Source organism: Isoptericola haloaureus, from assembly GCF_036689775.1.
GTDB classification, from domain to species: domain Bacteria; phylum Actinomycetota; class Actinomycetes; order Actinomycetales; family Cellulomonadaceae; genus Isoptericola; species Isoptericola haloaureus.
In genome coordinates this window covers 166,192-191,449 of the sequence record NZ_JBAGLP010000120.1, presented here as the reverse complement: position 1 = coordinate 191,449, position 25,258 = coordinate 166,192, and the positions used below count along the sequence as shown (strand labels likewise).

16 protein-coding genes are annotated in these 25,258 nt (G+C 75.1%); 13 read left to right on the top strand and 3 right to left on the bottom strand.

Annotated elements, in window-relative coordinates; genetic code table 11:
* The first annotated feature begins 8 nt into the window (after positions 1-8).
* The 9 genes from V5O49_RS16220 (at position 9) to V5O49_RS16180 (ending at position 14,768) form a co-directional block, all read left to right on the top strand.
* Entirely contained in the window at positions 9-1,565 is a 1,557-nt protein-coding gene (locus V5O49_RS16220; RefSeq protein WP_278234843.1) for an MFS transporter, read from the top strand.
* Between the two features lie 57 nt (positions 1,566-1,622).
* Positions 1,623-3,332, top strand: coding sequence for a metallophosphoesterase family protein (locus tag V5O49_RS16215; protein ID WP_332903129.1), 1,710 nt, complete (start codon positions 1,623-1,625; stop codon positions 3,330-3,332).
* Positions 3,333-3,353: 21 nt separating this feature from the next.
* On the top strand, positions 3,354-4,052 hold the full coding sequence (locus tag V5O49_RS16210) for a metal-dependent transcriptional regulator (RefSeq protein WP_278234841.1): 699 nt from the start codon (positions 3,354-3,356) through the stop codon (positions 4,050-4,052).
* A gap of 74 nt (positions 4,053-4,126) precedes the next feature.
* Positions 4,127-5,350, top strand: a complete 1,224-nt coding sequence (locus V5O49_RS16205) for an MFS transporter (protein WP_332903128.1) — start codon at positions 4,127-4,129, stop codon at positions 5,348-5,350.
* Entirely contained in the window at positions 5,347-5,973 is a 627-nt protein-coding gene (locus V5O49_RS16200; protein WP_332903127.1) for a vitamin K epoxide reductase family protein, read from the top strand. Before V5O49_RS16205 ends, V5O49_RS16200 begins: the two co-directional genes overlap by 4 nt.
* Positions 5,974-6,067: 94 nt before the next feature.
* Positions 6,068-9,061 (top strand): leucine--tRNA ligase, encoded by a 2,994-nt coding sequence (leuS, locus tag V5O49_RS16195; protein WP_332903126.1) that lies wholly within the window; start codon positions 6,068-6,070, stop codon positions 9,059-9,061.
* A gap of 82 nt (positions 9,062-9,143) precedes the next feature.
* Complete coding sequence (locus tag V5O49_RS16190) at positions 9,144-10,721, top strand: DUF3375 domain-containing protein (protein ID WP_332903125.1); 1,578 nt, start codon at positions 9,144-9,146, stop codon at positions 10,719-10,721.
* Complete coding sequence (locus V5O49_RS16185) at positions 10,714-11,403, top strand: DUF4194 domain-containing protein (RefSeq protein WP_332903124.1); 690 nt, start codon at positions 10,714-10,716, stop codon at positions 11,401-11,403. Before V5O49_RS16190 ends, V5O49_RS16185 begins: the two co-directional genes overlap by 8 nt.
* A complete protein-coding gene (locus V5O49_RS16180) occupies positions 11,400-14,768 on the top strand; it encodes an ATP-binding protein (protein WP_332903123.1) in 3,369 nt (1,122 codons plus the stop codon). The genes V5O49_RS16185 and V5O49_RS16180 overlap by 4 nt, the downstream gene beginning before the upstream one ends.
* Positions 14,769-14,780: 12 nt before the next feature.
* On the opposite strand, the gene V5O49_RS16175 is transcribed toward V5O49_RS16180, so the two are convergent.
* Positions 14,781-15,563, bottom strand: coding sequence for a fibronectin type III domain-containing protein (locus V5O49_RS16175; protein WP_332903122.1), 783 nt, complete (start codon positions 15,561-15,563; stop codon positions 14,781-14,783).
* A gap of 164 nt (positions 15,564-15,727) precedes the next feature.
* Here V5O49_RS16175 and V5O49_RS16170 point away from each other — a divergent pair, with 164 nt between their 5' ends.
* Positions 15,728-18,223, top strand: coding sequence for a glycogen/starch/alpha-glucan phosphorylase (locus V5O49_RS16170; protein WP_332903121.1), 2,496 nt, complete (start codon positions 15,728-15,730; stop codon positions 18,221-18,223).
* 51 nt (positions 18,224-18,274) lie between these two features.
* Here the strand turns inward: V5O49_RS16170 and V5O49_RS16165 are convergent, their stop codons facing one another.
* Complete coding sequence (locus tag V5O49_RS16165; RefSeq protein ID WP_332903120.1) at positions 18,275-18,430, bottom strand: hypothetical protein; 156 nt, start codon at positions 18,428-18,430, stop codon at positions 18,275-18,277.
* An 86-nt stretch (positions 18,431-18,516) separates the two neighbouring features.
* Between V5O49_RS16165 and V5O49_RS16160 the strand changes: the two genes are divergently transcribed.
* The 3 genes from V5O49_RS16160 (at position 18,517) to V5O49_RS16150 (ending at position 22,887) form a co-directional block, all read left to right on the top strand.
* Positions 18,517-19,428 carry a DegV family protein gene (locus tag V5O49_RS16160; RefSeq protein ID WP_332903119.1) on the top strand — a complete coding sequence of 304 codons (912 nt, stop codon included), beginning with the start codon at positions 18,517-18,519 and terminating at the stop codon, positions 19,426-19,428.
* A 91-nt stretch (positions 19,429-19,519) separates the two neighbouring features.
* Complete coding sequence (locus V5O49_RS16155; protein ID WP_332903118.1) at positions 19,520-20,446, top strand: helix-hairpin-helix domain-containing protein; 927 nt, start codon at positions 19,520-19,522, stop codon at positions 20,444-20,446.
* Positions 20,443-22,887, top strand: a complete 2,445-nt coding sequence (locus V5O49_RS16150; RefSeq protein WP_332903117.1) for a ComEC/Rec2 family competence protein — start codon at positions 20,443-20,445, stop codon at positions 22,885-22,887. The genes V5O49_RS16155 and V5O49_RS16150 overlap by 4 nt, the downstream gene beginning before the upstream one ends.
* 137 nt (positions 22,888-23,024) lie before the next feature.
* Here V5O49_RS16150 and V5O49_RS16145 read toward each other — a convergent pair whose 3' ends face one another.
* Positions 23,025-25,235, bottom strand: a complete 2,211-nt coding sequence (locus V5O49_RS16145; protein ID WP_332903116.1) for an ATP-binding protein — start codon at positions 25,233-25,235, stop codon at positions 23,025-23,027.
* Between the last annotated feature and the right edge of the window lie 23 nt (positions 25,236-25,258).

Here is a 25,258-nt window from a genome sequence, read left to right as displayed (position 1 = left end):
GCCTCCCCATGGCTCAGATCCTCACGGCACCGGCTTCCTCGACGACGAACCCCACCCCGGCGCCGGCTCCCGGCGCGACCGTGACGTCCCCGGTCCGGCGGTGGATCGCCCTCGCCGTGCTCATGCTGCCGGTGCTCCTGGTGTCCATCGACAACACGGTGCTCAGCTTCGCGCTGCCGCAGATCTCCGCGGCGCTGGAACCCGGCGGCACCCAGCTCCTCTGGATCGTCGACGCCTACTCGCTGGTGCTCGCCGGGCTCCTGGTCCCGATGGGGTCGGTCGCCGACCGCGTCGGACGGCGTCGCCTGCTGCTGACCGGCGCCGTCGGCTTCGCGGCCGTGTCCGCCCTCGCGGCCTTCGCGCCCAGCGCCGGTGCGCTCGTGGTCGCCCGCGCCGCCCTCGGCTTCTTCGGGGCCATGCTCATGCCGTCGGCCCTGTCGCTGCTGCGCAACGTCTTCACCGACCGCGCCGAGCGACGCCTCGCCATCGCCGTCTTCGCCTCCGCCTTCGCGGCCGGCTCCGCCGTCGGGCCGATCGTCGGCGGCGTGCTGCTGGAGCACTTCTGGTGGGGGTCGGTGTTCCTTCTGGCCGTCCCCGTGCTCGTGCTGCTCGGAATCCTCGCCCCGATCTTCGTCCCGGAGTCCCGCGACCCCGCGCCGGGACGGGTCGATCCGCTCTCCGTCGTCCTCGTCATGGCGGCCATGCTGGCCGTGGTCCTCGGCATCAAGACGCTCGCCAAGGGTGACCTGCTCGGGCTCGCCGAGCTCACCGTCGGCCTCGGGATCGGGGCGGTGTTCGTCCGTCGTCAGCTGGGCCGGCCCGACCCGATGCTCGACGTCCGGCTGTTCACGCACGCCGCCTTCACCGGCAGCGTGCTGGTCAACCTGCTGTCGGTGTTCGCGCTCGTCGGCTTCCTGTTCTTCGTCTCCCAGGACCTGCAGCTCGTCATCGGGCTCTCCCCGGTGCAGGCCGGTCTCGTCCTGGTGCCGGGCACGATCACCACGGTCGTCGCGGGGCTGTCGGTCGTGCGGATCGTCCGTCGTGTCCGGCCCGCGGTCATCGTGGCCGCCGGGCTCTGCGTGTCGGCCACCGGCTACCTCGTCACCGCCCTCGTGGCCGGGCGGGGCGAGGCCGGGTGGATCGCCGTCGCCTTCGTCGTGCTCGCGCTCGGGGTCGGGATGGCCGAGACCATCTCCAACGACCTCATCGTCTCCACCGTGCCGGCGGCGAAGGCGGGTGCGGCCTCGGCCATCTCCGAGACCGCGTACGAGGTCGGGGCGGTCCTGGGCACCGCGGTGCTCGGCGGCATCCTCACGGCGTCGTACCACGCGGCCGTCCGGGTGCCCGACGGCGTCACGCCGGCCGAGGCGGCCCGCGCGGCCGAGACCCTCGGCGGGGCGACCAACGTCGCCGCCGACCTGCCCGCCGACCAGGCGAGCGCGCTGCTCGGCTCTGCGCACGCGGCGTTCGGCAGCGGTGTGGTGACGACCTCCGTCATCGGGTTCGTCGCGGTGCTCGGCGCCGCCGCGATCGCGCTGACCACGCTGCGCCGCGCGACCTCCTGACGTCCCCGGACGGCGGTGTGCGGGACAGTCGCCGCAGGGTGTCAGGATGGGGACACGATGACCGAACGCCGTACCCCGCCCCGCTGGCTGCGCTGGACCCTCGTGGTCACCGCGGCCGTGGTCGCCTGCGTCGTGTACGGCGTGACGACCGCGTCCGCCGAGCTCAACCTCGGCCCGCACGAGGCCGTCTACGAGGTCGACACCGACGGCCTCGTGGTCACCGACCTCGGTCCGCTGGGCACCCTCGAGATCGACTCGCCGCTCCCGCTCGGCCTCGGCGTGGACGTCACCGTCCAGGAGATCCCCGCCGACCTGACCGCGGTCGACGACGCCTCGACGCTGGACAAGCTGGTCGGCGACCTCGACCGCTACCTCCAGTTCTACGACAGCCCCCAGATCACCTTCGACGCCGTCACCTGGGCCCTGGTCGCCTCGGCGGCGCGCCGGACCGTGGGGGCCCTCGTCGTGGTGGCGCTCGCGGCCTGGGGCGTGCGGCTGCTGCTCGGGCCCCGGCGTCGCGACGAGCTCTCCGCGACGCTGGCCCCGCGCACCTGGCAGCTCACCGCCGGGGCCGTCGTGGTCGGGGTCGTCGGGTCGACCCTGGTCGCCGGCGACGTGACGCCGCCGCGGGCCGGGCGCCCGGCGTCCGAGGTGTTCGCGGGGACCGCGCTGGAAGGTGCGCGCATCACCGGGCGCCTGGCGTCCGTGGTCGACACCTACGGGGGCCAGCTCCTGGAGCTGTACGAGGAGAACGAGGCGTTCTACGCCGCGGCGGACGACGACCTGCACGACGCGTGGCGCGCCTGGGAGATCCGTGACGCCGTGCGGACCAACCTCGGGGCGGCCTCTCCGGTGCCCGAGGACGCGGTGACGATGCTCGTGGTCTCCGACCTGCACTGCAACACCGGCATGTCGCCGCTGATCCGGTCGACCGCGGAGCTGTCCGGCACGGACGTGATGCTCAACGCCGGGGACACGACGATGAACGGCACGGCCGTCGAGAAGGCGTGCGTGGACTCCTTCGCGGCCGCCGTGCCCGACGACGTGCCCATGATCGTCGCCGACGGCAACCACGACTCGGTGCTGACCTCCGCCCAGGAGGCCGCGCACGGTCAGGTGGTGCTCGACGGGTCCGTCGTCGAGGCGTCCGGGGTGCGCATCCTCGGCGACCGGGACGTCCTGGAGACCCGGATCGGCGAGGGCACGACCGTCGCGCGCGAGCGCACCCCGGCCGAGCAGGCCGCCGAGCTGGCCGCCACGGCCTGCGCGGAGGGCGACGTCGACCTGCTGCTGGTGCACACCCCCGTGGTCGGGGACCCCGCGCTGGAGTCCGGCTGCGTGCCTTTCCAGGTCTCGGGGCACACGCATCGGCGGGCCGGGCCCGTGCAGGTCGGCCAGGGGATCCGCTACGTGTCGGCCAGCACGGCCGGGGCGGCCTCCGGGCAGGCGACCGTCGGCCCGTTGCGCGGGACCGCCGAGATGACGCTGCTGCGGTTCGACCCCGAGGACGGCCGGGTGCTGGACGTCCAGGTCGTCTCCGTGAACCCGGCCGGTCAGGCCACGGTGCACGACCGCGAGCCGGTGCCCGAGGTCGTGCCGGCGGTCGGGCAGCTCGAGCCGACGGCGGCGCCGGAGGCCGCCCCGGTCACCCCGAGCCCGGAGGCGTCGCCCGTCGCGACCCCGCTGGAGCTCGAGGACCCGCCGGACGGCGGGAGCACCCAGGAACCGTCCCCCTCGCCGAGCCCCGAGGGGCCGCTCGCGCCCTGACCCACCACGTAGGCTTCGGGTGTGAACGACACCGACACCACCCGGCCGGCCGATCTGACCCCGGTGGCGCAGGACTACCTCAAGGCGATCTGGTCGGCGCAGGAGTGGAGCGACGAACGGGTCACCACCGGCCTGCTCGCCGACCGCCTGGGCGTCGGGCCGTCCACGGTGTCGGAGACGGTGCGCCGGCTGACGGCGCAGGGCCTGCTCGGGCACGAGCCGTACAGCGGGGTCTGGCTCACCGACGAGGGCCGTCGGCACGCCCTGACCATGGTGCGTCGACACCGGCTGCTCGAGACCTGGCTGGTGCGTGAGCTCGGCTACGGCTGGGACGAGGTGCACGACGAGGCCGAGGTGCTCGAGCACGCGGTCTCGGACCTGCTCGTCGAGCGCATCGACGCCCGGCTGGGGCACCCCGTCCGCGACCCGCACGGCGACCCCATCCCCACGGCGGACGGCCGGGTGGTCCGCCCCGACGCGGTCCCGCTCGAGGACCTGGCCGAGGGGGAGCGGGGCGTCGTGGCGCGGATCTCCGACGCCGACCCCGACGCGCTGCGCTACCTCGCGGACCTGGGTCTCGAGCTCGACGTGGAGGTGACCGTCGTGGAGCGTCGCGACTACGCCGGCACGCTCTCCCTGACCTGGACCGGGCCCGCCGGTGCGGTGGCCGTCGACCTGGGCCACCTCGCGGCCTCGCGCGTGCGGGTGGTCCGCGCGTAGGGTGGGGCGCATCCCCGACGACGTGCCCACGTGAGCTGCGTGGTGCCGTCGAATCGTTTCGAGAGGACGTGAACGTGACCGTCGCGCCACCCCGACCCACCACGGGACGCCCGGCCCTCGGTGCCGGACAAGCCCTCTTCGCCCTGGCCCTCGGCGGCTTCACCATCGGCACCACCGAGTTCGCCACGATGGGGCTGCTGCCCCAGATCGGTGCGGACCTGCAGGCGAGCGACCCCGTCGTCGGCCACGCGATCACCGCCTACGCCGTCGGCGTCGTCGTCGGCGCGCCGCTGCTGACCGTGGCCGCCGCCCGGATGTCCCGGCGTCGGCTCCTGCTGGTGCTCATGGGCGCCTACACGGTGGCGAACGTCCTCTCCGCCGCCGCGCCGAGCATCGAGTGGCTGGTCGCCGGCCGGTTCCTCGCCGGGCTGCCGCACGGCGCCTTCTTCGGCGTCGGGGCCGCCGTCGGGGCCGCGGTCGCCGGACCCGGGAGGCGCGGTCACGCCGTGGCGATGATGATGACGGGACTGACCGTGGCCAACGTGGTCGGCGTCCCGCTCTCGACCGCCGTCGGGCAGGCCTTCGGCTGGCGCGTCGCGTTCGTGCTGATCGGCGTGCTGGGCGGCATCACGCTGCTCGGGCTGTGGCGCTTCGTGCCCGAGCAGGGGCCGGTGCCGACCAGCGTCCGCCAGGAGCTGGGGACGCTCGCCAACGGTCCGCTGTGGGTCGCGTTCGTCGGCGGTGCGATCGGGTTCGGCGGGCTGTTCGCCGTCTACACCTACGTCGCGCCCACGGTCACGCGGGTGTCCGGCATGAGCGAGAGCGCCGTGCCGTGGGTGCTCGCCGTCATGGGCGTGGGGATGACCGTCGGCACGCTGCTCGGCGGCCGGCTCGCCGACCGGTCCGTGCTGGGCACCCTGCTCGGCGGCTACGTCGCCACCGGCCTGTCCCTCGTGCTGTTCGCCCTGACCGCGACCAGCGCGGTGGGGGCCGTGCTGGGCCTGTTCCTCCTCGGGGTCACCTCGCAGGTGCTCGGGATCGCGATGCAGACGCGTCTGATGGACCTCTCCCCGCGGGCCCAGTCCCTCGGCGCGGCGCTGTGCCACTCGGCGCTGAACGTGGGCAACGCCGGCGGCGCCTTCGTCGGCGGGCTCGTCATCGCCGGTGGCTGGGGGTACGTCGCCCCGGCCTGGGCCGGGCTGGGCCTGACGGTGGTGGGTCTGCTGATCGTGCTCGTGTCCCTGCGCACGACCCGGCCGGCGCCGGCGGCCGAGGGGTGCGATACCGTCACCCCGTGACCGAGACACCCGCCGACGGCGCACCGGCCGTCGCACAGCCCCGCCCGCTGGCGGCCCGCACCTACGGCACACTGCTCGTCGTGCTCGGCGCCGTCGGCTTCGGCGGCGCGATGTGGCTGGCCGTCGAGAGGATCCTCAAGCTCCAGGACCCCGACCGGGTCACGTCCTGCTCGATCAACCTGTTCCTCGACTGCGGCATCGCCATGGAGTCCTGGCAGGGGGCGCTGCTCGGCTTCCCCAACCCGTTCATCGGTGTGGCCGCCTTCCCCGTGGTGATCACCAGCGGGGTCGTGCTGCTCGCCGGGGCGCGGCTGCCGCGGTGGTACCACCTGTGGCTGCTCGGCGGGACGGTGCTCGGTCAGCTCCTGGTCTTCTTCCTGATGTGGACGAGCTTCTACGTGCTCGTCGCCCTCTGCCCGGCCTGCATGGTCGTGTGGACGATCATGTGGCCGCTGCTGTGGTACCAGGTCGTGCACGACGTGCAGGAGGGTCACCTGCGCGTCGGGGACGGGCTGCGACGCCTCGTCCTGGGCTACCGCGGCGTGATCCTCGTCATCGGCTACGTCGTGGCGATCGCCTGGCTGCTCCTCGCCGTCGGGTCGCCGCTCGTCGCCTCCTTCTGAGGGGCTTCGTCGGCCCGCGGGCAGCCCGGCGCCGTCGCCCGGACCGTGAGAAACCGGACGGGGCCCGAGCGTTCCGGCCGGTAGACTCGCCCGGGTGAGCACGCCCAACGCCGACACCACTGACCTGTCCGCCGCCCCGCAGCGCCCCGACGAGCCCGAGCACCGGTACACCCCGGCCCTCGCGCAGGAGATCGAGCTGCGCTGGCAGGACCGGTGGGAGGAGCGCGGCACGTTCCACGCCGCGAACCCCACCGGCGAGCTCACCGGTCCCGACGGGGCCGAGCCGGCCGGACGGCCCTTCTTCATCATGGACATGTTCCCGTACCCCTCGGGGGCGGGGCTGCACGTGGGGCACCCGCTCGGGTTCATCGCCACCGACGTCGTCGGCCGCTTCCGCATGATGTGCGGCGACAACGTGCTGCACGCCATGGGCTTCGACGCCTTCGGCCTGCCCGCCGAGCAGTACGCCGTGCAGACCGGCGAGCACCCCCGCCTGGTGACCGAGCGCAACATGGTCACCTACCGCCGCCAGCTGCGCCGGATGGGGCTGGGGCACGACCCGCGCCGCAGCTTCGCCACCATCGACGACGACTACGTGCGCTGGACGCAGTGGATCTTCCTGGAGATCTTCGACTCCTGGTACGACGCCGACGCCGAGCCGGTCGACGGCGGCACGCAGCGCGGCCGGGCCCGCCGGATCTCCGAGCTGCGCGCGGAGCTGGCCGCCGGCACCCGGGCCGTGCCGGGCCACGAGGGCGACAACACCGGCGGCGCCGTGTGGTCCACGCTGAGCGAGCCCGAGCAGCGCGACGTCCTGGACGCCCAGCGCCTGGCCTACGTCGACTCCTCCCCGGTGAACTGGTGCCCCGGCCTGGGCACCGTGCTGGCCAACGAGGAGGTCACCGCCGAGGGGCGCTCCGAGCGCGGCAACTTCCCGGTGTTCACCAAGAACCTGCGCCAGTGGAAGATGCGGATCACCGCCTACGCGGACCGCCTGGTCGACGACCTGGAGCTCATCGAGTGGCCCGACAAGGTCAAGGCGATGCAGCGCAACTGGATCGGCCGCTCGACGGGCGCCAACGTGACGTTCCACGTCGTCGGCGCGGGTGACGCGGACGCCGACGCCGCCGGCGCGGGCGCCGCCATCGAGGTCTTCACCACCCGGCCCGACACCCTGTTCGGCGCGACCTTCATGGTGGTCTCCCCGGAGCACCCGCTGCTGGACGAGGTCCCGGCGACCTGGCCCGACGGCACCCGCGCGGCCTGGACCGGCGGGCACGCCTCCCCGGTGGAGGCCGTGGCCGCCTACCGCCGCGAGGCGGCCGCCAAGACCGCCGTCGAGCGGCAGGCCGACGCCGGCAAGAAGACCGGCGTGTTCACCGGTCATCTGGCGGTCAACCCGGTCAACGGCGAGACCGTCCCCGTCTTCACGGCGGACTACGTGCTGATGGGCTACGGCACCGGCGCGATCATGGCCGTGCCCGGCGGGGACGATCGGGACCACGCCTTCGCCGAGGCCTTCGAGCTGCCGATCGTGCACACCGTCGAGCCGGCCGGCGGGCTGCCCGAGGGGCACGAGGGCGCGTGGACCGGTGACGGCGTCACCGTGCGCTCGTCGAACGACGAGATCTCCCTGGACGGGCTCGGCGTGGCCGAGGCCAAGGCGCGGATCATCGCCTGGCTCGAGGAGAAGGGCGCCGGCCGGGGCACGACCACCTACCGGCTCAACGACTGGCTGTTCAGCCGCCAGCGGTACTGGGGCGAGCCGTTCCCGATCCTCTGGGACGCCGAGGACCGCCCCGTCGCCATCCCCGGTGACCGCCTGCCCGTGGACCTGCCCGAGGTGCCGGACTACGCGCCGCGCACCTTCGACCCGGACGACCGCGACTCCGAGCCGGAGGCGCCGCTGGGCCGCAACGACGACTGGGTGCACGTCACCCTGGACCTGGGCGACGGCCCGCAGCAGTACCGCCGCGACACCAACACCATGCCCAACTGGGCCGGGTCGTGCTGGTACTACCTGCGGTACCTGGACCCCACCTGGGGCACCGACGACCAGGGTGACGGCGAGCGCCCCGTGGTCGACCCGGACCTGGAGCGGTACTGGATGGGTCCGCGGCACAACGACACCTCCGGCCCGGCCGGCGGCGTCGACCTGTACGTCGGTGGCGTCGAGCACGCCGTGCTGCACCTGCTGTACGCGCGGTTCTGGCACAAGGTCCTGCACGACCTGGGGCACGTCAGCTCGCGCGAGCCGTTCGGCAAGCTGTTCAACCAGGGCTACATCCAGGCCTACGCCTTCACCGACGACCGCGGCGCCTACGTGCCCGCGGCCGAGGTCGAGGGCGACGAGCAGGAGGGCTGGACCTACCAGGGCCAGGCCGTCGAGCGCGAGTACGGCAAGATGGGCAAGTCGCTGAAGAACGTCGTCACCCCCGACGACATGTACGCCGAGTACGGCGCCGACACCTTCCGCGTCTACGAGATGGCGATGGGCCCGCTGGACCTGTCGCGCCCGTGGAACACGCGGGACGTCGTCGGCTCCCAGCGGTTCCTGCAGCGGCTGTGGCGCAACGTCGTCGACGAGACCGACGGGTCGCTGGTCGTCACCGACGACGAGCCCGCGCCGGACACCCTCAAGGCGCTGCACCGCACCATCGCGGACGTACGCGTCGAGATGGAGGGCATGCGGCCCAACACGGCCATCGCCAAGCTCATCACCTACAACAACCACCTGACGGCCCTGGACCGCGTGCCGCGTGCCGCCGTCGAGCCGCTGGTGCTCATGGTCGCGCCCATCGCGCCGCACATCGCCGAAGAGCTGTGGGAGCGTCTCGGGCACACCGCCTCGCTGGCGCGCGAGCCCTTCCCCGAGGCCCGCGACGAGTACCTGGTCGCCGAGACGGTCACCTGCGTCGTGCAGGTCAAGGGCAAGGTGCGCGGGCGCGTCGAGGTGTCGCCGGACATCTCCGACGACGACCTGACGGCGGCGGCCCTGGCCGAGCCGAACGTGATGCGGGCGATCGACGGCGCCGAGATCCGCAAGGTGATCGTCCGCGCGCCGAAGCTGGTGAATGTCGTCGTCTGAGCCGGAGGTGCAGCAGAGGCAGGGGGCCGAGCGGAGCGAGGTACGCGGCCGGCGCGGAACCGCAGGCTCGGACGAGGTAGGCGTGGCTGAGCCGGAGGTGGCGCCGCCACCGGGATCGCGTCTGGCCGGGGCGCTCGCGGGGGTCGAGCGCGCCTTCGCGGCCCCGACGCTCGGGCTGCTGCACAAGGCCGAGGCGCCCCTGGTGGTCGCCGTGCTGCGCTGCGTGTTCACCCCGGACCGCCCGACGGTCGCCACCGAGCAGCTGCACGTCGAGGTGGACGACCTGCTGGACGGCTTCCGTGCCGCCCGGGACGACGGCGGTGCGCCGGCGGCGTCCGGCGCACCCCGGGTGCCGGACGAGCCCGCGCGCGTGCTGTGCACCCGGTGGGTGCGCGAGCGCTGGCTCGTGCGGTCCCTGGACGACGGCGGCGCCGAGCGGTACCAGCTCTCCAGCTACGCCACCGAGGCCCTCGACGTCGTCGCGCGCACCCAGGGCGGCCGGGGCCTGGTCAGCGAGTCCCGGATCCGGACGCTGCTCGTCGCGCTCGACGACCTCGCCCGGGACGCCTACCCGGACCGCGAGGCCCGCATGCGGCGGCTGCGCGCGCGGATCGACGAGGCGCAGAGCGAGCTCGCGCGCCTCGAGGCCGGGGGAGAGGTGGAGCCCGTCGCCGAGGAGCGCCTGGGCGAGCAGTACGACCACCTGCTGTTCCTCGTGCGCGAGCTGCCCGCCGACTTCGCCCGCGTGGCGGAGTCGCTGACCGTCCTGCAGCGCGACCTGGTGACCCGCCTGCGTCAGGACGACCGGTCCACCGGCGTGGTGGTCGCGGAGTACCTCGACGCCTCGGAGAACCTGCTCGACAGCACCACCGAGGGCCGGGCGTTCGCCGGGGCGATGGAGCTCCTCGGCGATCCCGAGCTCCTGGACTCCCTGGAGCAGCGCGTGCGCGAGATCCTCGAGCACCCGTTCGCCGTGGACCTGCCGGTGGCGCAGCGGAACGCGCTGCAGGGGCTGCGGTCGCAGCTGGTCACGGCCATCGAGGTCGTGCTCGCCGCGCAGGCCCGCGTCTCGCGGACCGTGACCGCGCAGATCCGCCACCACAACCCGCTGCGCGACCGCGAGGTCGACAGCGCCCTGCGCGAGGCGACCGCGGCGATGGCGGACTGGTTCCCGGCCAGCGGCCGGGCGGCCCGGGTCGAGCCGCTGCGCTGGTTCGAGCGTGCCGTGCCGGGCCGGCTGCGCACCACCCTGCACGACCTGCGTCCCGAGACACCGCCCGAGCAGCTCGACCCGTGGGCGCCCGAGGACACCGACGACCCGGACGGGGCGATCGACGAGCTGCGGGCGATGGGCGGCCCCAGCCACCAGGACCTCGCGGCGCGGCTGGCCGGGCTGACGGCGCCGAGTACCGTCGGGGCGGTCTTCTCCGACGGCCCGGCGGCGCTGCGCCGGCCGGTGGAGCTGCTCGGCTACCTGGACCTGGCCGTCGACGGCGGCCGCCCCGGTGCCGACGACGCCGCGGCCGCGCCGCCACCGGAGGCCCCCCGCACCGGGGACGTGCCCGCCGACGGGCTGGAGCGGGTCACCGCCACCCGCGCCGACGGCACCACCCGCGACTTCGTGCTGCCCCGCACCCCGATCAGGAGGACCGATGACTGACGCCGGCGAGGGCACCTTCGTCGAGACCGCCGCGATCGAGGACGACGACGCCGCGCTGTTCGCCGGCGACACCGGCGTGCTGCCGTTCGAGGCCCGTCGCGTGCTGGCGCTCGTGATGCAGCGTCGCTACCTGTCCGCCGCGGAGCACCCGGCCGAGTGGACGGCGCTCCTGGCCCACCAGCAGGTGCTGTCCTCGCGGCTGCACGACCTGTTCGTCGAGCTCGTGGTGGACCGCGACTACGAGATCGCCTACAAGCGCCAGGTCCGGTCCGACGGGCTCGCGATCCCGGTGCTGCTGCGCGACGAGCCGTTCAAGCGGGTCGAGACGCTGCTCATGCTCTACGTGCGCAACCGGTACCACCAGGAGCAGGGCGCCGGGCACCCCGCCGCCTACGTGGACGCCGAGGAGATGACCGACTACGCCCTCGGGTTCCTCGCCCACGACGAGACGAACCTGGCCGCCCGGCACCGCGAGATCGAGAACGCCGTCGCCGCGCTGGTGCGCGAGCGGGTGCTCGAGGAGGTCGCCACGGGGCGGTACCGCGTGGGCGCGGTGGTGGAGATCCTGCTGCCCGTGGACCGGCTGCGCGAGCTCACCGCGTGGTTGCGCGGCACCGGCACCGGCCGCGGCACCGGCGACGCCACCGACCACCGTCCCGACGAGACGCAGGAGATCGCGTGACCACGACGTCGACGGCCCGTATGAGCGACTCGCTGTTCGGGCTCATCCCTGCCGCCTCGGACGGCCGCCAGTGGACGGCCACCTCGATGCAGCTCGTCAACTGGGGCGGCTACCACGGGCACCACGAGGTGCGGTTCTCCGCGCGCGCGACGCTGCTGTCCGGCGCCTCCGGCTCGGGCAAGTCCACGCTGCTGGACGCCTACATCGCGCTCATGATGAGCCACACCACGCCGTTCAACGGTGCCTCCAACGGCGCCGCGGCCGGTCGGGCGCGGGGGCGCGAGCAGCGCAACGTGCTGTCCTACGCGCGCGGCAAGCTCGACGACTCGCGGGCCGACGGCGCCACCAGCCGCGAGCAGGTGCTGCGCGGCGACGGCGTGGACACCTGGACGGCGATCGCGATGTCCTGGACGGACCAGTCCGGCGAGGTCTTCACGGCCCTGCGGGCCTGGTACGTGCCGCGTGGCGCGACCCGCAACGAGGAGTGCGTCGTCGTGCGGGCCACCGCCGACGGCGCGTTCGACCTGCGCGCGCTGGAACCCCTGGCCGCGGGCCGGTTCGCCCGGGGCGGGCTCACCGAGGCCGGGCTCACCCCGTTCGACACCGACATCGCCTTCGCCACCCGGCTGCACGCCGCGCTCGGCATCGGCGCGGCCGGGGACGGCCACAAGGCGATGCAGCTGCTGGGCCGCATCCAGGCCGGTCAGGCGATCACCACCGTCGACGCGCTGTACAAGGCGATGGTGCTCACCGAGCCGGAGACGCTCGAGGTCGCCGACCGTGCCGTCGAGCACTTCGACGAGCTGAGCGCCGTCCGCAGCGAGATGCTCACCGCGACCCGCCAGGTCGAGGTGCTGCGGCCCATGGTCGAGCTGCGCGAGCGGATCGACGACGCCGAGGACTCGGTCGCCCTGCTGGACACGCTGGGCGTGGCCGGGAGCGGACCCGCCGCGGGGACGACGCCGTTCGCGGTGTGGCGCGACCGGCGCCGGCTCGCGCTCGTCCGCGCCGAGGAGGAGGTCAACCGGACGGCTCACCGGGCGGCCGAGGAGCGGCGCACGGCCGCCGCGGCGCGGATCGCCACCGCCGAGTCCGACCTCGAGGAGACCCGTGCCGCCCTGCGGCGTTCGGGCGGCGACGCGATCGAGGCCGCCGAGCGCGAGGTCCGGCGGCGCACCGAGGAGCTGGCGCAGGTGCGCACCGCCCGCGCCGGGCTCGACACCCCGCTCGCCGTGCTCGAGGAGTCGGTGTCCTCGCGGCGGGACCTGGACCGCGTGCACCGCGCCGCGCGCGAGCTCGTGGAGCACCGGACCGAGCGGGCGGCCGAGCTCGAGGACGCGGTGTACGGCGCGCGCCAGGCCGTCACCGACGCCGAGCAGCGGCTGGCCCGCCTGGAGCAGGAGGCCGCCTCGCTGTCCCGCCGCCGGGGCAACGTCCCGGCGGAGGACCACGCCGCCCGGGTCGCGCTGGCCGAGGCCGCCGGGCTCGGGACGGACGACCTGCCGTTTGTCGGCGAGCTGCTCGAGGTGCGCGGCGAGTACGAACCGTGGCGCGACGCCATCGGCCTGGCCCTCGGCGGGTTCGCCACGACGCTGCTCGTCGACGCCGACCGGCTGGCCGACTTCCGGGCCGCCATCGACACCGTGCCGCTGCGCCGCCGGCTGCGCTTCGAGGGTGTGCCCACGCATCGGCCCATGGGCGACGACGCCGACCCGCGCACGCTGCCGGGTCGCCTGGAGATCAAGGCCGGGCCGTTCGGCGGCTGGCTCGCCGACCGGCTCGCGCAGCGCTACGACCACGTCTGCGTCGACGACCCCGCCGAGCTGCACCACCACCGCCGTGCCCTGACCCGCACCGGGCAGATCGCCGACGGCGCCCGCGGCGCGCACGGCGGCAGCCCGCGAGGCTCCGTGCTGGGCTTCTCCAACGCCCGGCGTCGGGACCGTCTGGCCACCGACATCGAGGCCGCGCGCACGGCGCTGCAGGAGGCCGGGGCGTCCCTGGAGGGTGCACGGCTGCGGCAGGCGGCGCACACCGACCAGTTCGTGGCCGCCGGGCAGGTCGTGCGGACGACCTGGGAGGAGGTCGACGTCGCCGGTGCCGAGGAGGCGCTCGCCGCGCGGCAGGAGCGCCTCGCCGCGCTGCGCGACGGCTCCGACGTCGTGCGCGCGCTCGGCGAGGACGAGCAGGAGCTGCGCACCCGGCTGACCGAGCTGTACCGCGAGCGCGCCGACGCCGAGAACCGCGTGCGCGAGCTCGGCGAGCAGTGGGCGTCCATCACCGACCTCGTCGACCAGGTGACCGACGCCGTCGAGGAGGCCGAGCGCACCGGCGCCGCGTGCACCGAGGCGCAGGCGCGTCGGCTGGAGTCGGCGCTGGCCGCGGTGGCCCCGGGCGACCCCGACCGGTTGCCCCTGGCCGCGCTGGACCAGGCGACCACCGCCGTCGCCCGCGAGCTCGTGCGTGACCGGGAGGCCGCCGTGGCCGCGGCCGAGGCGGCCCGGACCGCGTTGCGCGGTGTCTTCGAGCGGTTCTGCGACGCGTGGCCGAACCCCAACCTCGGCACGGACCCGGACGACTCCTACGACGACTTCGCCCGCATCCTGGCCGAGATCGAGGACCAGCGCCTGTACGAGCTGACCGAACGCTGGTCGCGGACCCTCGGGCGCCTGTCCGGGCACGACCTGACCCTGCTGGGCAACGTGATGAGCCGGTCGGTCGCCGAGATCCGCGAACGCATGGAGCCGGTCAACCAGATCCTGGCGACCCTGCCCTTCCGTGACGAGAACCACCGGTTGCGCATCACCGCCCAGGTGACCGAGGCGCGCGACGTCGTCTCGTTCCGTCGCCGGCTGCGCGAGCTCGCCGCGGACCCGGGGGAGCAGACCCCGGCCGAGCGGCAGCGGCGCTACGAGCGCATGGCCCGGCTCGTCGACCGCATCCGGCCCGACTCGCCGGAGCGTCGCCGGCTCGTGGACGTGCGCGAGCACGTGCGGATCAGCGCCGAGTGCGTCGACCTCGACGGCAACCACGTCTCGGTCTACGACCACATCGCCGGCAAGTCCGGCGGTGAGTCGCAGGAGCTGGTGGCGTTCATCGTGGGCGCGGCGCTGCGCTACCAGCTCGGCGACGCAGGGGCGGACCGTCCGCGGTACGCGCCGGTGTTCCTCGACGAGGCGTTCATCAAGGCCGACGCACGGTTCGCGGGGCGCGCGGTGGGTGCGTGGCAGGGTCTGGGTTTCCAGCTCGTCATCGGTGCGCCGCTCGACAAGGTCAGCGCGCTGGAGCCGCACGTCGACGTCGTGCTGCAGGCCGTCAAGGACCCGGCCGGGCGCTCGCGGCTCGTGACCCTGGTGGGTGCTTGAGCCGCGGGCCCCTCAGCTGATCGGCCAGACGAACCGGACCTTGACGGGGGCCTTCGTGCGTGGCACGAAGCGGATGCGGCCGCTGTGGGCGTCCTCACGGGGGATGCGGATCTTGATCGTGCGCCACTTGCCGGTCGAGGCGCGGGCGTCGATCGTGCCGAGGCGCTGGCGTCCGACGTACACCGTGGCGCGCCCGGCCTTCGGGCCGGTGCGCACCCGGAGGCGGACACCGCGGACGTCCGTGAACTTCGCCTCGGTCCTGGTCGGCCCCACCTCGGTGCTGAGGTAGGCGTACTCATGGGTCGACGCACCGTTGTCCTGCACCAGCGCGGTGCTCTGGAAGTCCATCAGCGGCGTCAGCGGCGCGGTGGTGCACCGCCGCTTCGACCACCGGCTCACGTTCCCGGCGGCGTCGCGGGCCCGGACGCGGAAGCAGGCCTGGTGGCCGGGCTCGAGCTGGACGCGGTAGTGGCGCTTGTCGGGAGAACGCCACTTGCCCCGCGCCGGTGTGTGCCAGCGACCGCCCGGGAACCGCAGCTGGACGTGGTACCCGGTGACCCCGTGGCTGTCCTGGGCGGCGGACCAGGTCGCGCGCGGCTTCCACAGCCAGTAGCCCGAGAAGTCCGGCTCCTTCGGGCGCTGCCAGCGCTCGAGCGTGATCTCGGGCTTCGTGGGCGGGGTCGTGTCGGCCGCCGTCGCGGCGGGAGCGGCGACGACCGTCGCTGCCAGCGCGACGACGAGGCTCAGCAGGAGGCCCAGGACACGTCGCGAGACGGCAGGGAGGAAGGGGCTCATCGGTGGGTGCTCCAAGGTCACGGCGGCGGGATGACCAGGACTCTAGCGGCATCCCGGGTCCGACCGGGACGGGCGGCGCGCCCCGCGCAGCATGTGACGTCCGTGGTTCGTGCAGGTGACGTTCCGGGGTCGGTCGCGGCTCTGCGAGGACACCGGCCGACGGCATGGGTAGTGTCGCTCGTGTGACCGAATCGACGCCCCTGATCACCAGCCCGGAGCCCTCGGTCGAGGGGTTCGTGCGCGAGTACCTGCGCGAGCTCAACTTCACCCAGGGCACCGTCCTCGAACGCGCCAGCACCAACGACAAGTACCTGGCCCTGGCCCGCACCGTGCGCCACTACCTGATGTCGCGCTGGATGCGGACCACGAACGAGCACCTGCGCACGCAGCCCAAGGCCGTGGCGTACCTGTCCGCGGAGTACCTGCTGGGCCGCCAGCTCGACAACGCGCTCATCGCGGCCGACCTCACCGAGGTCGCCTCGGAGGCCCTGGCGTCGCTGGGCATCGACCTGGCCGACCTGCGCGAGGCCGAGGTCGAGCCGGGGCTCGGCAACGGCGGGCTGGGCCGCCTCGCCGCGTGCTTCGTCGATTCCCTGGCCACCATGTCGATCCCCGCCATCGGGTACGGCATCCGCTACGAGTACGGCATCTTCCGCCAGAACTTCGTGGACGGGTGGCAGGTCGAGGAGCCCGACCACTGGCTCGACAACGGCTCGCCGTGGGAGTTCGCCCACCCCGAGCACGAGGTCACCGTGAGCTTCGGCGGTCGCACCGAGACCGTCACCGAGCAGGTGGGCGACGACACCGTCGAGCGCACCCGCTGGGTGCCCGGCTGGAAGGTGCTCGGCGTCCCCTACAACTACATGGTCCCCGGCTACCGCAACGGGTGCGTGAACACGCTGCGGCTGTGGAGCGCGCGGGCCACGCACGCCTTCGACCTGGAGATCTTCAACTACGGCGACTACGCCGAGGCGGTGCGCGCCCAGACGTTCGCCGAGAACATCTCCAAGGTGCTCTACCCGGAGGACTCCACGCCGCAGGGCAAGGAGCTGCGCCTGCAGCAGCAGTACTTCTTCGTGGCGTGCTCGCTGCGCGACTTCATCGACCAGCTCCTGCCGGAGGGCTTCGACCTGCACCGGCTCCCCGAGCGCGTCTGCTTCCAGCTCAACGACACCCACCCCGTCATCGCGGTGCCCGAGCTCATGCGGATCCTCGTCGACGAGCAGGGTTTCGCGTGGGACGAAGCCTGGGAGGTCACCCAGGGCTGCTTCGCCTACACCTGCCACACGCTGCTGCCCGAGGCGCTCGAGGTCTGGCCCGTGGAGCTGCTGGGCCGCCTGCTGCCGCGGCACCTGGAGATCATCTACCGCATCAACGACGAGTTCCTCGACGAGGTGCGCGAGTCCTCGGGCGACGACGAGCTGCTCGTGCGGCGCATGTCGATCATCGCCGAGCACCCGCAGCGGGCGGTGCGCATGGCGCACCTGGCCACCGTGGCCGCGACCAAGGTCAACGGGGTCGCCGAGCTGCACTCGCAGCTCCTGCGCGACAAGGTGCTCGCCGACTTCGCCCGCCTGTGGCCGGAGAAGTTCACCAACGTCACCAACGGGGTGACCCCGCGCCGGTTCGTCCGCCTGGCGAACCCGGGCCTGTCCGGGCTGATCACCGAGGCGATCGGCGACGGCTGGGTCACCGACCTCGACCGGCTGCGCGACCTGGAGCCGATGGCCGACGACCCCGAGTTCCGGCGTCGGTTCCGCGAGGTCAAGGCCGCCAACAAGGAACGGCTGGCCGGGTTCCTCGAGCGGCGCGACGGGATCGAGATCCCGGCGGACACGATGCTGGACGTCATGGTCAAGCGCCTGCACGAGTACAAGCGGCAGACGCTGAAGATCCTGCACGTCGTCACGCTGTACGACCGGATCGTCTCGGGACGCCTCGACCCGGAGGACGTGGTGCCCCGCACCGTCGTCTTCGGCGCGAAGGCCGCCCCCGGCTACGCGATGGCCAAGCAGATCATCGGCCTGATCAACCACGTCGGCTCCGTGGTCAACGCCCACCCCGAGGTCTCGCGGGTGCTCCGCGTCGCCTTCCCGGCGAACTACGACGTGACGGTGGCCGAGACGCTCATCCCGGCGGCGGACCTGTCCGAGCAGATCTCGCTGGCCGGCAAGGAGGCCTCCGGGACGGGCAACATGAAGTTCGCGCTCAACGGCGCGCTGACGGTGGGCACCGACGACGGCGCGAACGTCGAGATCCGTCAGCTCGTCGGCGACGACAACTTCTTCCTGTTCGGCCTGACCGAGCCGGAGGCCGCCGCCGTCGCCGAGGCCGGGTACCGGCCCTCGGCGTACTACGAGGAGAACCCGGTCCTGCGCCGGGCGCTCGACCTCGTGGCGCGCGGAGAGTTCTCCGGCGGGGACCGACGCGTCTTCGAGCCGATCGTGTCCAACCTGCTGGGCGAGGACCGCTTCATGGTGCTGGCCGACTTCCAGTCCTACCTGGACGCCCAGGAGCGGGTCGAGACCGCCTACCGCGACCCGGACGCCTGGAGCCGGGCGGCCGTGCTCAACGTGGCGCGCTCCGGCTTCTTCTCCTCGGACCGGTCGATGCGCGACTACCTCGACCGCATCTGGCACGCGGAGCCGATGGAGGCGTGAGCGTCGTGCCGCCGTCGGGCACCGGAACCCCTCCGGTGCCCGACGGCGGACTCATCCCGCGCGGGGATCGTGCCGGTGGCCGGTGCGGTGGTGTCGGGCACGTCGCGCCACGTACCTTCCTTCCGCACCCGTGGTGGCCTCGCCGACCGTGACGAGCGCCCCTGCCCGGGCCGCCTCGGGAGCGGCGGACGGGACGTCGTCGGGCATGGGCGGCACGCTATCGCGTCGCGCCGTCGGATGCGATCCGGGTCCGGCGCGACCGGGCGGTGCCGGGTGGCTACACTCGTGGCGACATGCGTGACCTACCGGCCGTCCGCGTCGTGACCGACTCGACCGCCTGCCTGCCCGGCCCAGGAGACCTGCCCGCCGACGTCCTGCTGCCCCGGGAGCTGGCGCCCGTCGTCGTCCCCCTGCACGTGGTGACGGACGACACGGACCTGCGCGAGGGCGTGGACGTCCGGCCGGCGGACGTGGCCGAGCGGATCGCCGCCGGAGAGCGGCTGACCACGTCGCAGCCGACGACGGCCGAGCTCACCGCCGCCTACGGCGACCTGGCTGCCCAGGGGGCCCGTGCCGTGGTCTCGGTGCACCTGTCCGGGAAGCTGTCGGGCACGGTGGAGACCGCCGAGCGGGCCGGGCAGCGCGCCATGCTGCCGGTGCGCGTCGTGGACTCCCGCACCGCGGCGATGGGTCTCGGCTTCGCGGCCGACGAGGCCGCCCGCTGCGCCGCCGCCGGGTGCGACGCGGCCCACGTGGCGCGCCGCGCGGCCGAGGTCGCCGCCTCGGCGCGCACGACCTTCCTCGTGGACTCCCTGGACCACCTGCGTCGCGGCGGGCGGCTCTCCGCCCCGGCCGCCGCGCTGGGCACGGCGCTGGGCGTGCGGCCGATCCTCGCCCTGGACGACGGCGGGATCGACCTCGTCCAGCGGGTGCGCACCCGGCGGGCCTCCGTGGCCCGGCTCGTGGCGATCGCGCTGGAGCAGGTCCGCACGGCGACCCGCCCCGCGGTGGCGGTGCACCATCTCGGCGCGCCCGACCAGGCGGCCGAGGTCGCCGACGCCCTGGCGGGGCGCCTGGGGTTCACCCCGGTGGTGACTCCCGTCAGCGCCGTCCTCGGCGCGCACGTCGGACCCGGGGCGCTGGCCGTCGTGGTCGTGGACCGGGGCGGGCACGTGCACGACCTGGAGCCCGGCGGCCCCTGGTAGCGGGCGGCGCGCGTCACCCCCAGGGGCGCTCGTCCACCACCGCACGGGTCGGGCCCGGCGGCCGACGGCGGGAGCGCCCTAGCGTCGCCGCGTGACCACGGCACACCACCACCCGCCCGAGCCCCCGGACGCCACGGACGACCCCGCCGGGGGACGTCTGGAGGCTCTGCGCGCCGCGCTCGCCACCCCCGCGGACGACGGCGGGCCCGACGAGCTCGTCGAACGGCTGCGCGCTCGGCGTTCCGGCGGCCACGTCGCCGCGGCCTACAGCGCCGCGCACGGCCACCCGGTGGACGACGCGCCGGACGGGGGACGTCGCCGGTGGGCGCTGGCCGGACCGGTCGCCACCGCGGCCGCCGTCGTCCTGCTGGCCCTCGGGCTCGTCGTGGGAGGGGTCGCGCTCTGGCCCCGCCAGGACGTGGCGCCGCTGGGCGTGCCCGTCGGCGGCGCACCGGCGGACCCCGCTCCGGGCGACCCGCCACGGGCCGGACCCGCCTCGGTCGATCCCGCACCGGCCGGGACCCCGCCCGGGCCGACGAGCCTCGGAGCCGGTGCGGGCGGCGCGGGCGGCTCGGCGACGGGCACGGGTGTGGTGGTGCACGTCATCGGCCAGGTCGCCGACCCCGGCCTGGTCACCGTGCCGACCGGGGCTCGGGTGGCCGACGCGGTCGAGGCCGCCGGCGGTGCCACGGGCACGGCGGACCTGACCGCCCTGAACCTGGCCCGTTCCGTCGTGGACGGCGAGCAGGTGCACGTGCCGGCGCCCGGGGAGGAGCCGCGCGTGGCGGCACCGCTCGCAGGGACGGCGGCGGGGGCCGACGCCGCCGCCCCCGTGCCGCTCAACGCCGCGGACGCCACGGCGCTGACGGCGCTGCCCGGCGTCGGCCCGGTCCTCGCCGACCGGATCGTCGCCTGGCGTGACGAGCACGGGCCCTTCACCCGGTTCGACGAGCTCGCCGAGGTGTCCGGCATCGGCCCGGTGCTCCTGGAGGAGCTGCGCGACCTCGTGGTGCTGTGAGCACGGACCTGCGTCTCGTACCGGTCGTGGCCACGGCGTGGGTCGTCGCGTGGACCCTGACGGGTCCGTGGACTTCGGTGGCCCGTCCGCTGACGGTCGTCGGGGCCCTCGTGGCGCTGGGGTGCGCGGCAGCGGTGGCTGCCGGCGTCCGACGGCGCGGCGGCCCGGTCGGTCCGGTGGTCGCGCACGGGGCGCTGGTGGCGGCGTGCCTCGTCGCCGTCGCGGCCTCGGTGGCCGTGCAGACCGCGGCGCGGGGTCCGCTGGCCGGGCTCGCCGACGACGGCGCCACGGCGACCGTCGACGGGCGCGTGGTCTCCTCGGCCCGTGCGGCGGTGCACGGGGACGGGTCCCGGTGGGTGCTCGCCGTCGACTCGGTCGTCGCGCGGGGCGTGCGTTCCGCCGCCGTCGGGCACGTCCTGGTCACGGCCCCGGGGGAACCGCCCCGCTTCGGGGCCGCGGTGCGCGCGCGGGTCAGGCTGGCCCCGCCGTCCTTCGGCGCGGGGGTCGTGGCCGCCGGGCGGGCGACGACCCCCGTCGCCGAGAGCGCGCCGCCGGGTCCGTCCGGCCGGGCGACCCACACCCTGCGGACCGCCCTCCTCGACGTCACCGACGGGTTGTCCGACCAGGCGCGCGGCCTGGTGCCCGGAGCCGCCGTCGGGGACACCTCCCGCGTGCCGGCCGAGCTCGAGGACGCGTTGCGCGTCACCGGCCTGACCCACGTCACGGCCGTCTCGGGCAGCCACTTCGCCATCGTGCTCACGGCCGCCGGCGCCGCGTGCGTGGCGCTGCGGGCCCCGCCCGCTGTCCGCGTCGGGCTGCTGGCCGCGGTCGGCGTCGGGTTCGTGCTCCTGGTGCGTCCCGAGCCGAGCGTGCTCCGGGCCGCCTGGACCTGCGCCGTGACGCTGGTCGCCCTGGTCCTGGGCCGCCCCGCGGCCGGGTTCCCGGCGCTGGCGACCGCCGCCACGGTGCTGCTCGTCGTCGACCCGTGGCAGGCCCGCTCGTTCGGGTTCGCGCTGTCCTGCGCTGCCACGGCCGGCATCGTGCTCCTGACCGGGCCGCTGTCGCGGCGTCTGGCCCCGTGGTGCGGACGGGGTCCCGCGTTCGCACTGGCGGTCCCCCTGGCCGCCCAGGCGGCGTGCGGCCCGGTGCTGATCCTGCTGGACCCGGCGCTGCCGTCCACCGCCGTGCTCGCGAACCTCCTCGCCGCCCCGGCCCTCGTCCCGGCGACCGTCCTGGCGCTGGTGGCCACGCTCGCGGCGCCGTGGGCCCCCGGTGCCGCCGGTGCCGTGGCGTGGCTGGCCGGGATCCCCACCGGCTGGATCGCGACCGTCGCCACGACCGCCGCGGCGCTGCCCGGGGCACGCCTGCCCTGGCTCGCCGGACCGGGCGGCGCGGCGCTGCTCGCCGTCGTGACCGCCGTCGTGCTCGCGCTCGTGCTGCGGCGGCCCCCGGGGCAGGGCTGGCCGGTGGGCCGGGCACCGGCGGACCGGCTGTCGGCCCTGCGGCGCCGGGTGCGTCTCGCGCACCGGCCGCGCCGGTCTCCGGGCGTCCGCGGCGGGCGGGTCCGGGGGTCCGGGGGCGCGGCGACGGCGGGTGCCGTCGTCCTGGTCACGGTCCTCGGGGTGGCGCTCGGGACGGTGCTCGTCGCGCCGCGCACCGTACCGGCGGCCGGCGTCCCGCCCGACTGGCAGGTGGTGGCGTGCGACGTCGGTCAGGGCGACGCGCTGGTCGTGCGCAGCGGGCCGCGCGCGGCCGTCGTGGTCGACGTCGGACCGCCCGGGGACGGTGCCGCACGGTGCCTGCGGCGGCTCGGCGTGGATCGCGTCGACCTGCTGGTCCTGAGCCACTTCCACGCCGACCACGTCGGCGGTCTGGAGGGCGTGCTGGCGGGTCGGACCGTCGTGGCGGCCCTCGTCTCGCCCCTCGACGACCCGGCGGACGCCGCCCGCCGGACCCGCGCCGCGCTGGCCCGGCACGAGGTGCCCGTCGAGGTGGCCGTGTCCGCCCGCCAGGGCACGGCGGGCGACGTGGCCTGGACGGTGCTCGGCGCCGACGCCGGGGCCGGCGGGGCCAACGAGGCCAGCGTCGCGATCGCCCTGCGCACGGCCGCCGGGGTCGACGTCGTGGCGCTGGGTGACCTGGAGGAGCCGGGGCAGGAGCGCCTCGCCGCGGACCTGGCCGCCGGCGGGTATCCCGACGGTGCCGTCGAGGTCGTCAAGATGGCCCACCACGGGTCGGCCGCGCAGTCGGCCGACCTGGCGCGGCGGCTGGCCCCCGGGGTCGTCCTGGTCTCGGTGGGGCAGAACGACTACGGCCATCCCACCCGGACCGCGCTGGACCTCTACCGCGCGGTCGGGTCCGAGGTGGTGCGCACCGACCGGTGCGGCACGGCCTCGCTGTCCGTGCGGGCGGGAGGCCTGGTGCTGGCGTGCGCCGGCTGAGCAGGGAGACACCGGTGGCACCGGCCGGAGCCGGCGCCACCGGCGCACCAGAGGTCGTGGGGGAGACGACCCTGTCCCCGCGGCGCCGTCTCGAGGAAGCCGGGGGACCTGCGCCCATCCTGGTGGGCGGCGGCCGCTCAGCGCGTCCGTCGATCGACGTATCTCTCGAGCACCCAGCGTGCGACGTGCACCCGGGAGGACACCCCGAGCTTGGTGCGGATGCGTTCGACGTGGGTGCGTGCCGTGCCCGGAGAGATGACCAGCCGTCGGGCGATCTGCGGGTTCGTCAGGCCCTCGGCGACCAGGTCGGCCACCTCGCGCTCGCGCGCCGTGAGCGCGTCGGCCGACGCCGGGGCGGTGCGGACGTCCCGCACCAGCGCGGTCACGTCGGCGATGTCCGGTCCGTGCTCGCCCGGGCCGTCGTGCCGGGAGCTCGTCGACCCGACGCGGCGGCGCATCGACGCCGCCGCGCGGGCGCACTCCTCGGCGTCCCGGGGGCGCCCGTCCGCCCGCAGGACGGCGGCGAGCTCGTCGACCAGCGGGGCCGCCTCGACCAGCGCGCCGAACGGTGCCAGCTCGTCCAGCCCGGCCAGCACCAGCTCGCGGGCGGCGTCGAGGTCCCCGGCCCGGCGGGCCAGCGTGCCCAGGTGGCCGTGCACGCGTCCGGCGAGCCAGACCGGGGGCTGACCGCCCAGGACGCGGCGCGCCTCGAGCAGCCGGGGCTCGGCCTCCGCGTCGCGGCCCGCGGCGAGAAGGATCCCGCCGACGTTCGCGCACCAGACGCCGTGCAGCTGCGGACGGTCCACGGGGTCGTACAGCGGACGGATCTCGTCGTACAGCGCGAGGGCCTCGTCGTGCCGGCCCCGCGCGGACAGGAGGTCGCCGCGGATCCCCAGCGCGGTGGGCAGGGCGTGCGCCGCGGCCGGACCCCCGGCCCGGACGATCGCCAGCCCGGCCCGCACGTGCTCGTCGGCGTCGTCGAGGAGCCCGAGCAGCCGCTCCAGGTCGGCGCGGACGAGGTGCACGACCGCCAGGCCGAACCCGTCCAGCCCCACCGAGGCCCGGGCGGTGTGGTCCAGCCCGAACCGGATCCGGCCCGTCACGCGCCAGAACCGCATCAGCGCCATGAGCAGGCCGACGACGGCCGCGGCGTCCTCGTCCCGGACGGCGCGGTCCAGCGCGGCCACCGCGTCGTCGTGGACGACCTCGAGCCGGGCCACGTCGGCCGGCGTGTAGAACGGCGAGCTCGACGGCGTGACGCCGACCGTCGTCGTCAGGTGGACGCGGTGGGCGACGGCCAGCCGGTCGGCCGGACCGGCGCCGAGGCGGCGTCGGGCGTGCTCGCGCACGACGGCGAGCATCCGGTAGCGCGTCGGCGCCGCCGAGGTGTCGGCCGTCAGCAGCGAGTGCTCCACCAGCTCGCGCAGCCCGTCGTCGACCTCGTCCGGTGTGTCGTCCGGGCGGCACACGGCACGGCAGTCCCCGGCGTCGAAGGTTCCGACGAACACCCCGGCGCGCAGCAGGAGGTCCCGGGTCGAGGGCGCCAGCAGGTCGAGGCTCCAGTCGATCGACGCCGCCATGGTGCGCTGGTGGTCCGCCCCGCCCCGCATCGCCGGCAGGGACAGGTCGCGCTCCACCCGCTCGGCCAGCTCGGCGGGATGCATCGTGCGCAGGTGCGTCGCCGCCAGCACGATCGGCAGCGGGAGGCCGTCCAGCCGGCGGCAGACCGCGGCCAGGTGCGCCGCCGCCGGGCCGTCCGGCGCGACGTCGTCGGCGGACAGGTCCGCACCCGCCGCCCGGGCGCGCTCGACGAGCAGCTCGACCGCGGCACCCGGGCCCCCGTCGGGCCCGGTGACGGGCAGCGGCCCGAGCACGACGGTGCGCTCGGCCGGGACGTCGAGAGGACGACGACTGGTGGCCAGCACGGTCAGCTCCGGGCACGCGGCGGTCAGGGAGCCCACCAGCTCGGCCACGGCGTCGAGCAGGTGCTCGCAGTTGTCGAGCACGAGCAGGGCGGGCGCCCGACCGAGCTCCTCCTCCAGGACCGCGAGCGGCCCCGTCGTCCCGCGGCGCACGCCGAGCCGGTGGCACACGTGCCCCGCCAGGTCCTCGGCACGGTCGAGACGGGTCAGGTCGACGAACCAGCGGCGGGCGAACTGGACCGTGAGGCGCCGGACGATCTCGGTGGCGAGCGTCGTCTTGCCGCTGCCGCCGATCCCGGTGATCGTCACGACCGCCTGGGTCGAGGCGTCCACCGCGTCGAGGACGGTGCGGACCTCCTGCTCACGGCCCACGAGCCGGGTGCGGGGCGTCGGCAGCGGCGGGACGTCGGTGGTGGAGGGGGTCACCGGGCCATGCAAGCACGCAGGGC

Bases quoted from the DNA above. Each gene is read 5' to 3' on its own strand.
- V5O49_RS16220 (WP_278234843.1), top strand. From the start codon at position 9: ATGGCTCAGATCCTCACGGCACCGGCTTCCTCGACGACGAACCCCACC.
- V5O49_RS16215 (WP_332903129.1), top strand. From the start codon at position 1,623: ATGACCGAACGCCGTACCCCGCCCCGCTGGCTGCGCTGGACCCTCGTG.
- V5O49_RS16185 (WP_332903124.1), top strand. From the start codon at position 10,714: ATGACTGACGCCGGCGAGGGCACCTTCGTCGAGACCGCCGCGATCGAG.
- V5O49_RS16175 (WP_332903122.1), bottom strand. From the start codon at position 15,563: ATGAGCCCCTTCCTCCCTGCCGTCTCGCGACGTGTCCTGGGCCTCCTG.
- V5O49_RS16170 (WP_332903121.1), top strand. From the start codon at position 15,728: ATGGGTAGTGTCGCTCGTGTGACCGAATCGACGCCCCTGATCACCAGC.
- V5O49_RS16165 (WP_332903120.1), bottom strand. From the start codon at position 18,430: ATGCCCGACGACGTCCCGTCCGCCGCTCCCGAGGCGGCCCGGGCAGGG.
- V5O49_RS16160 (WP_332903119.1), top strand. From the start codon at position 18,517: ATGCGTGACCTACCGGCCGTCCGCGTCGTGACCGACTCGACCGCCTGC.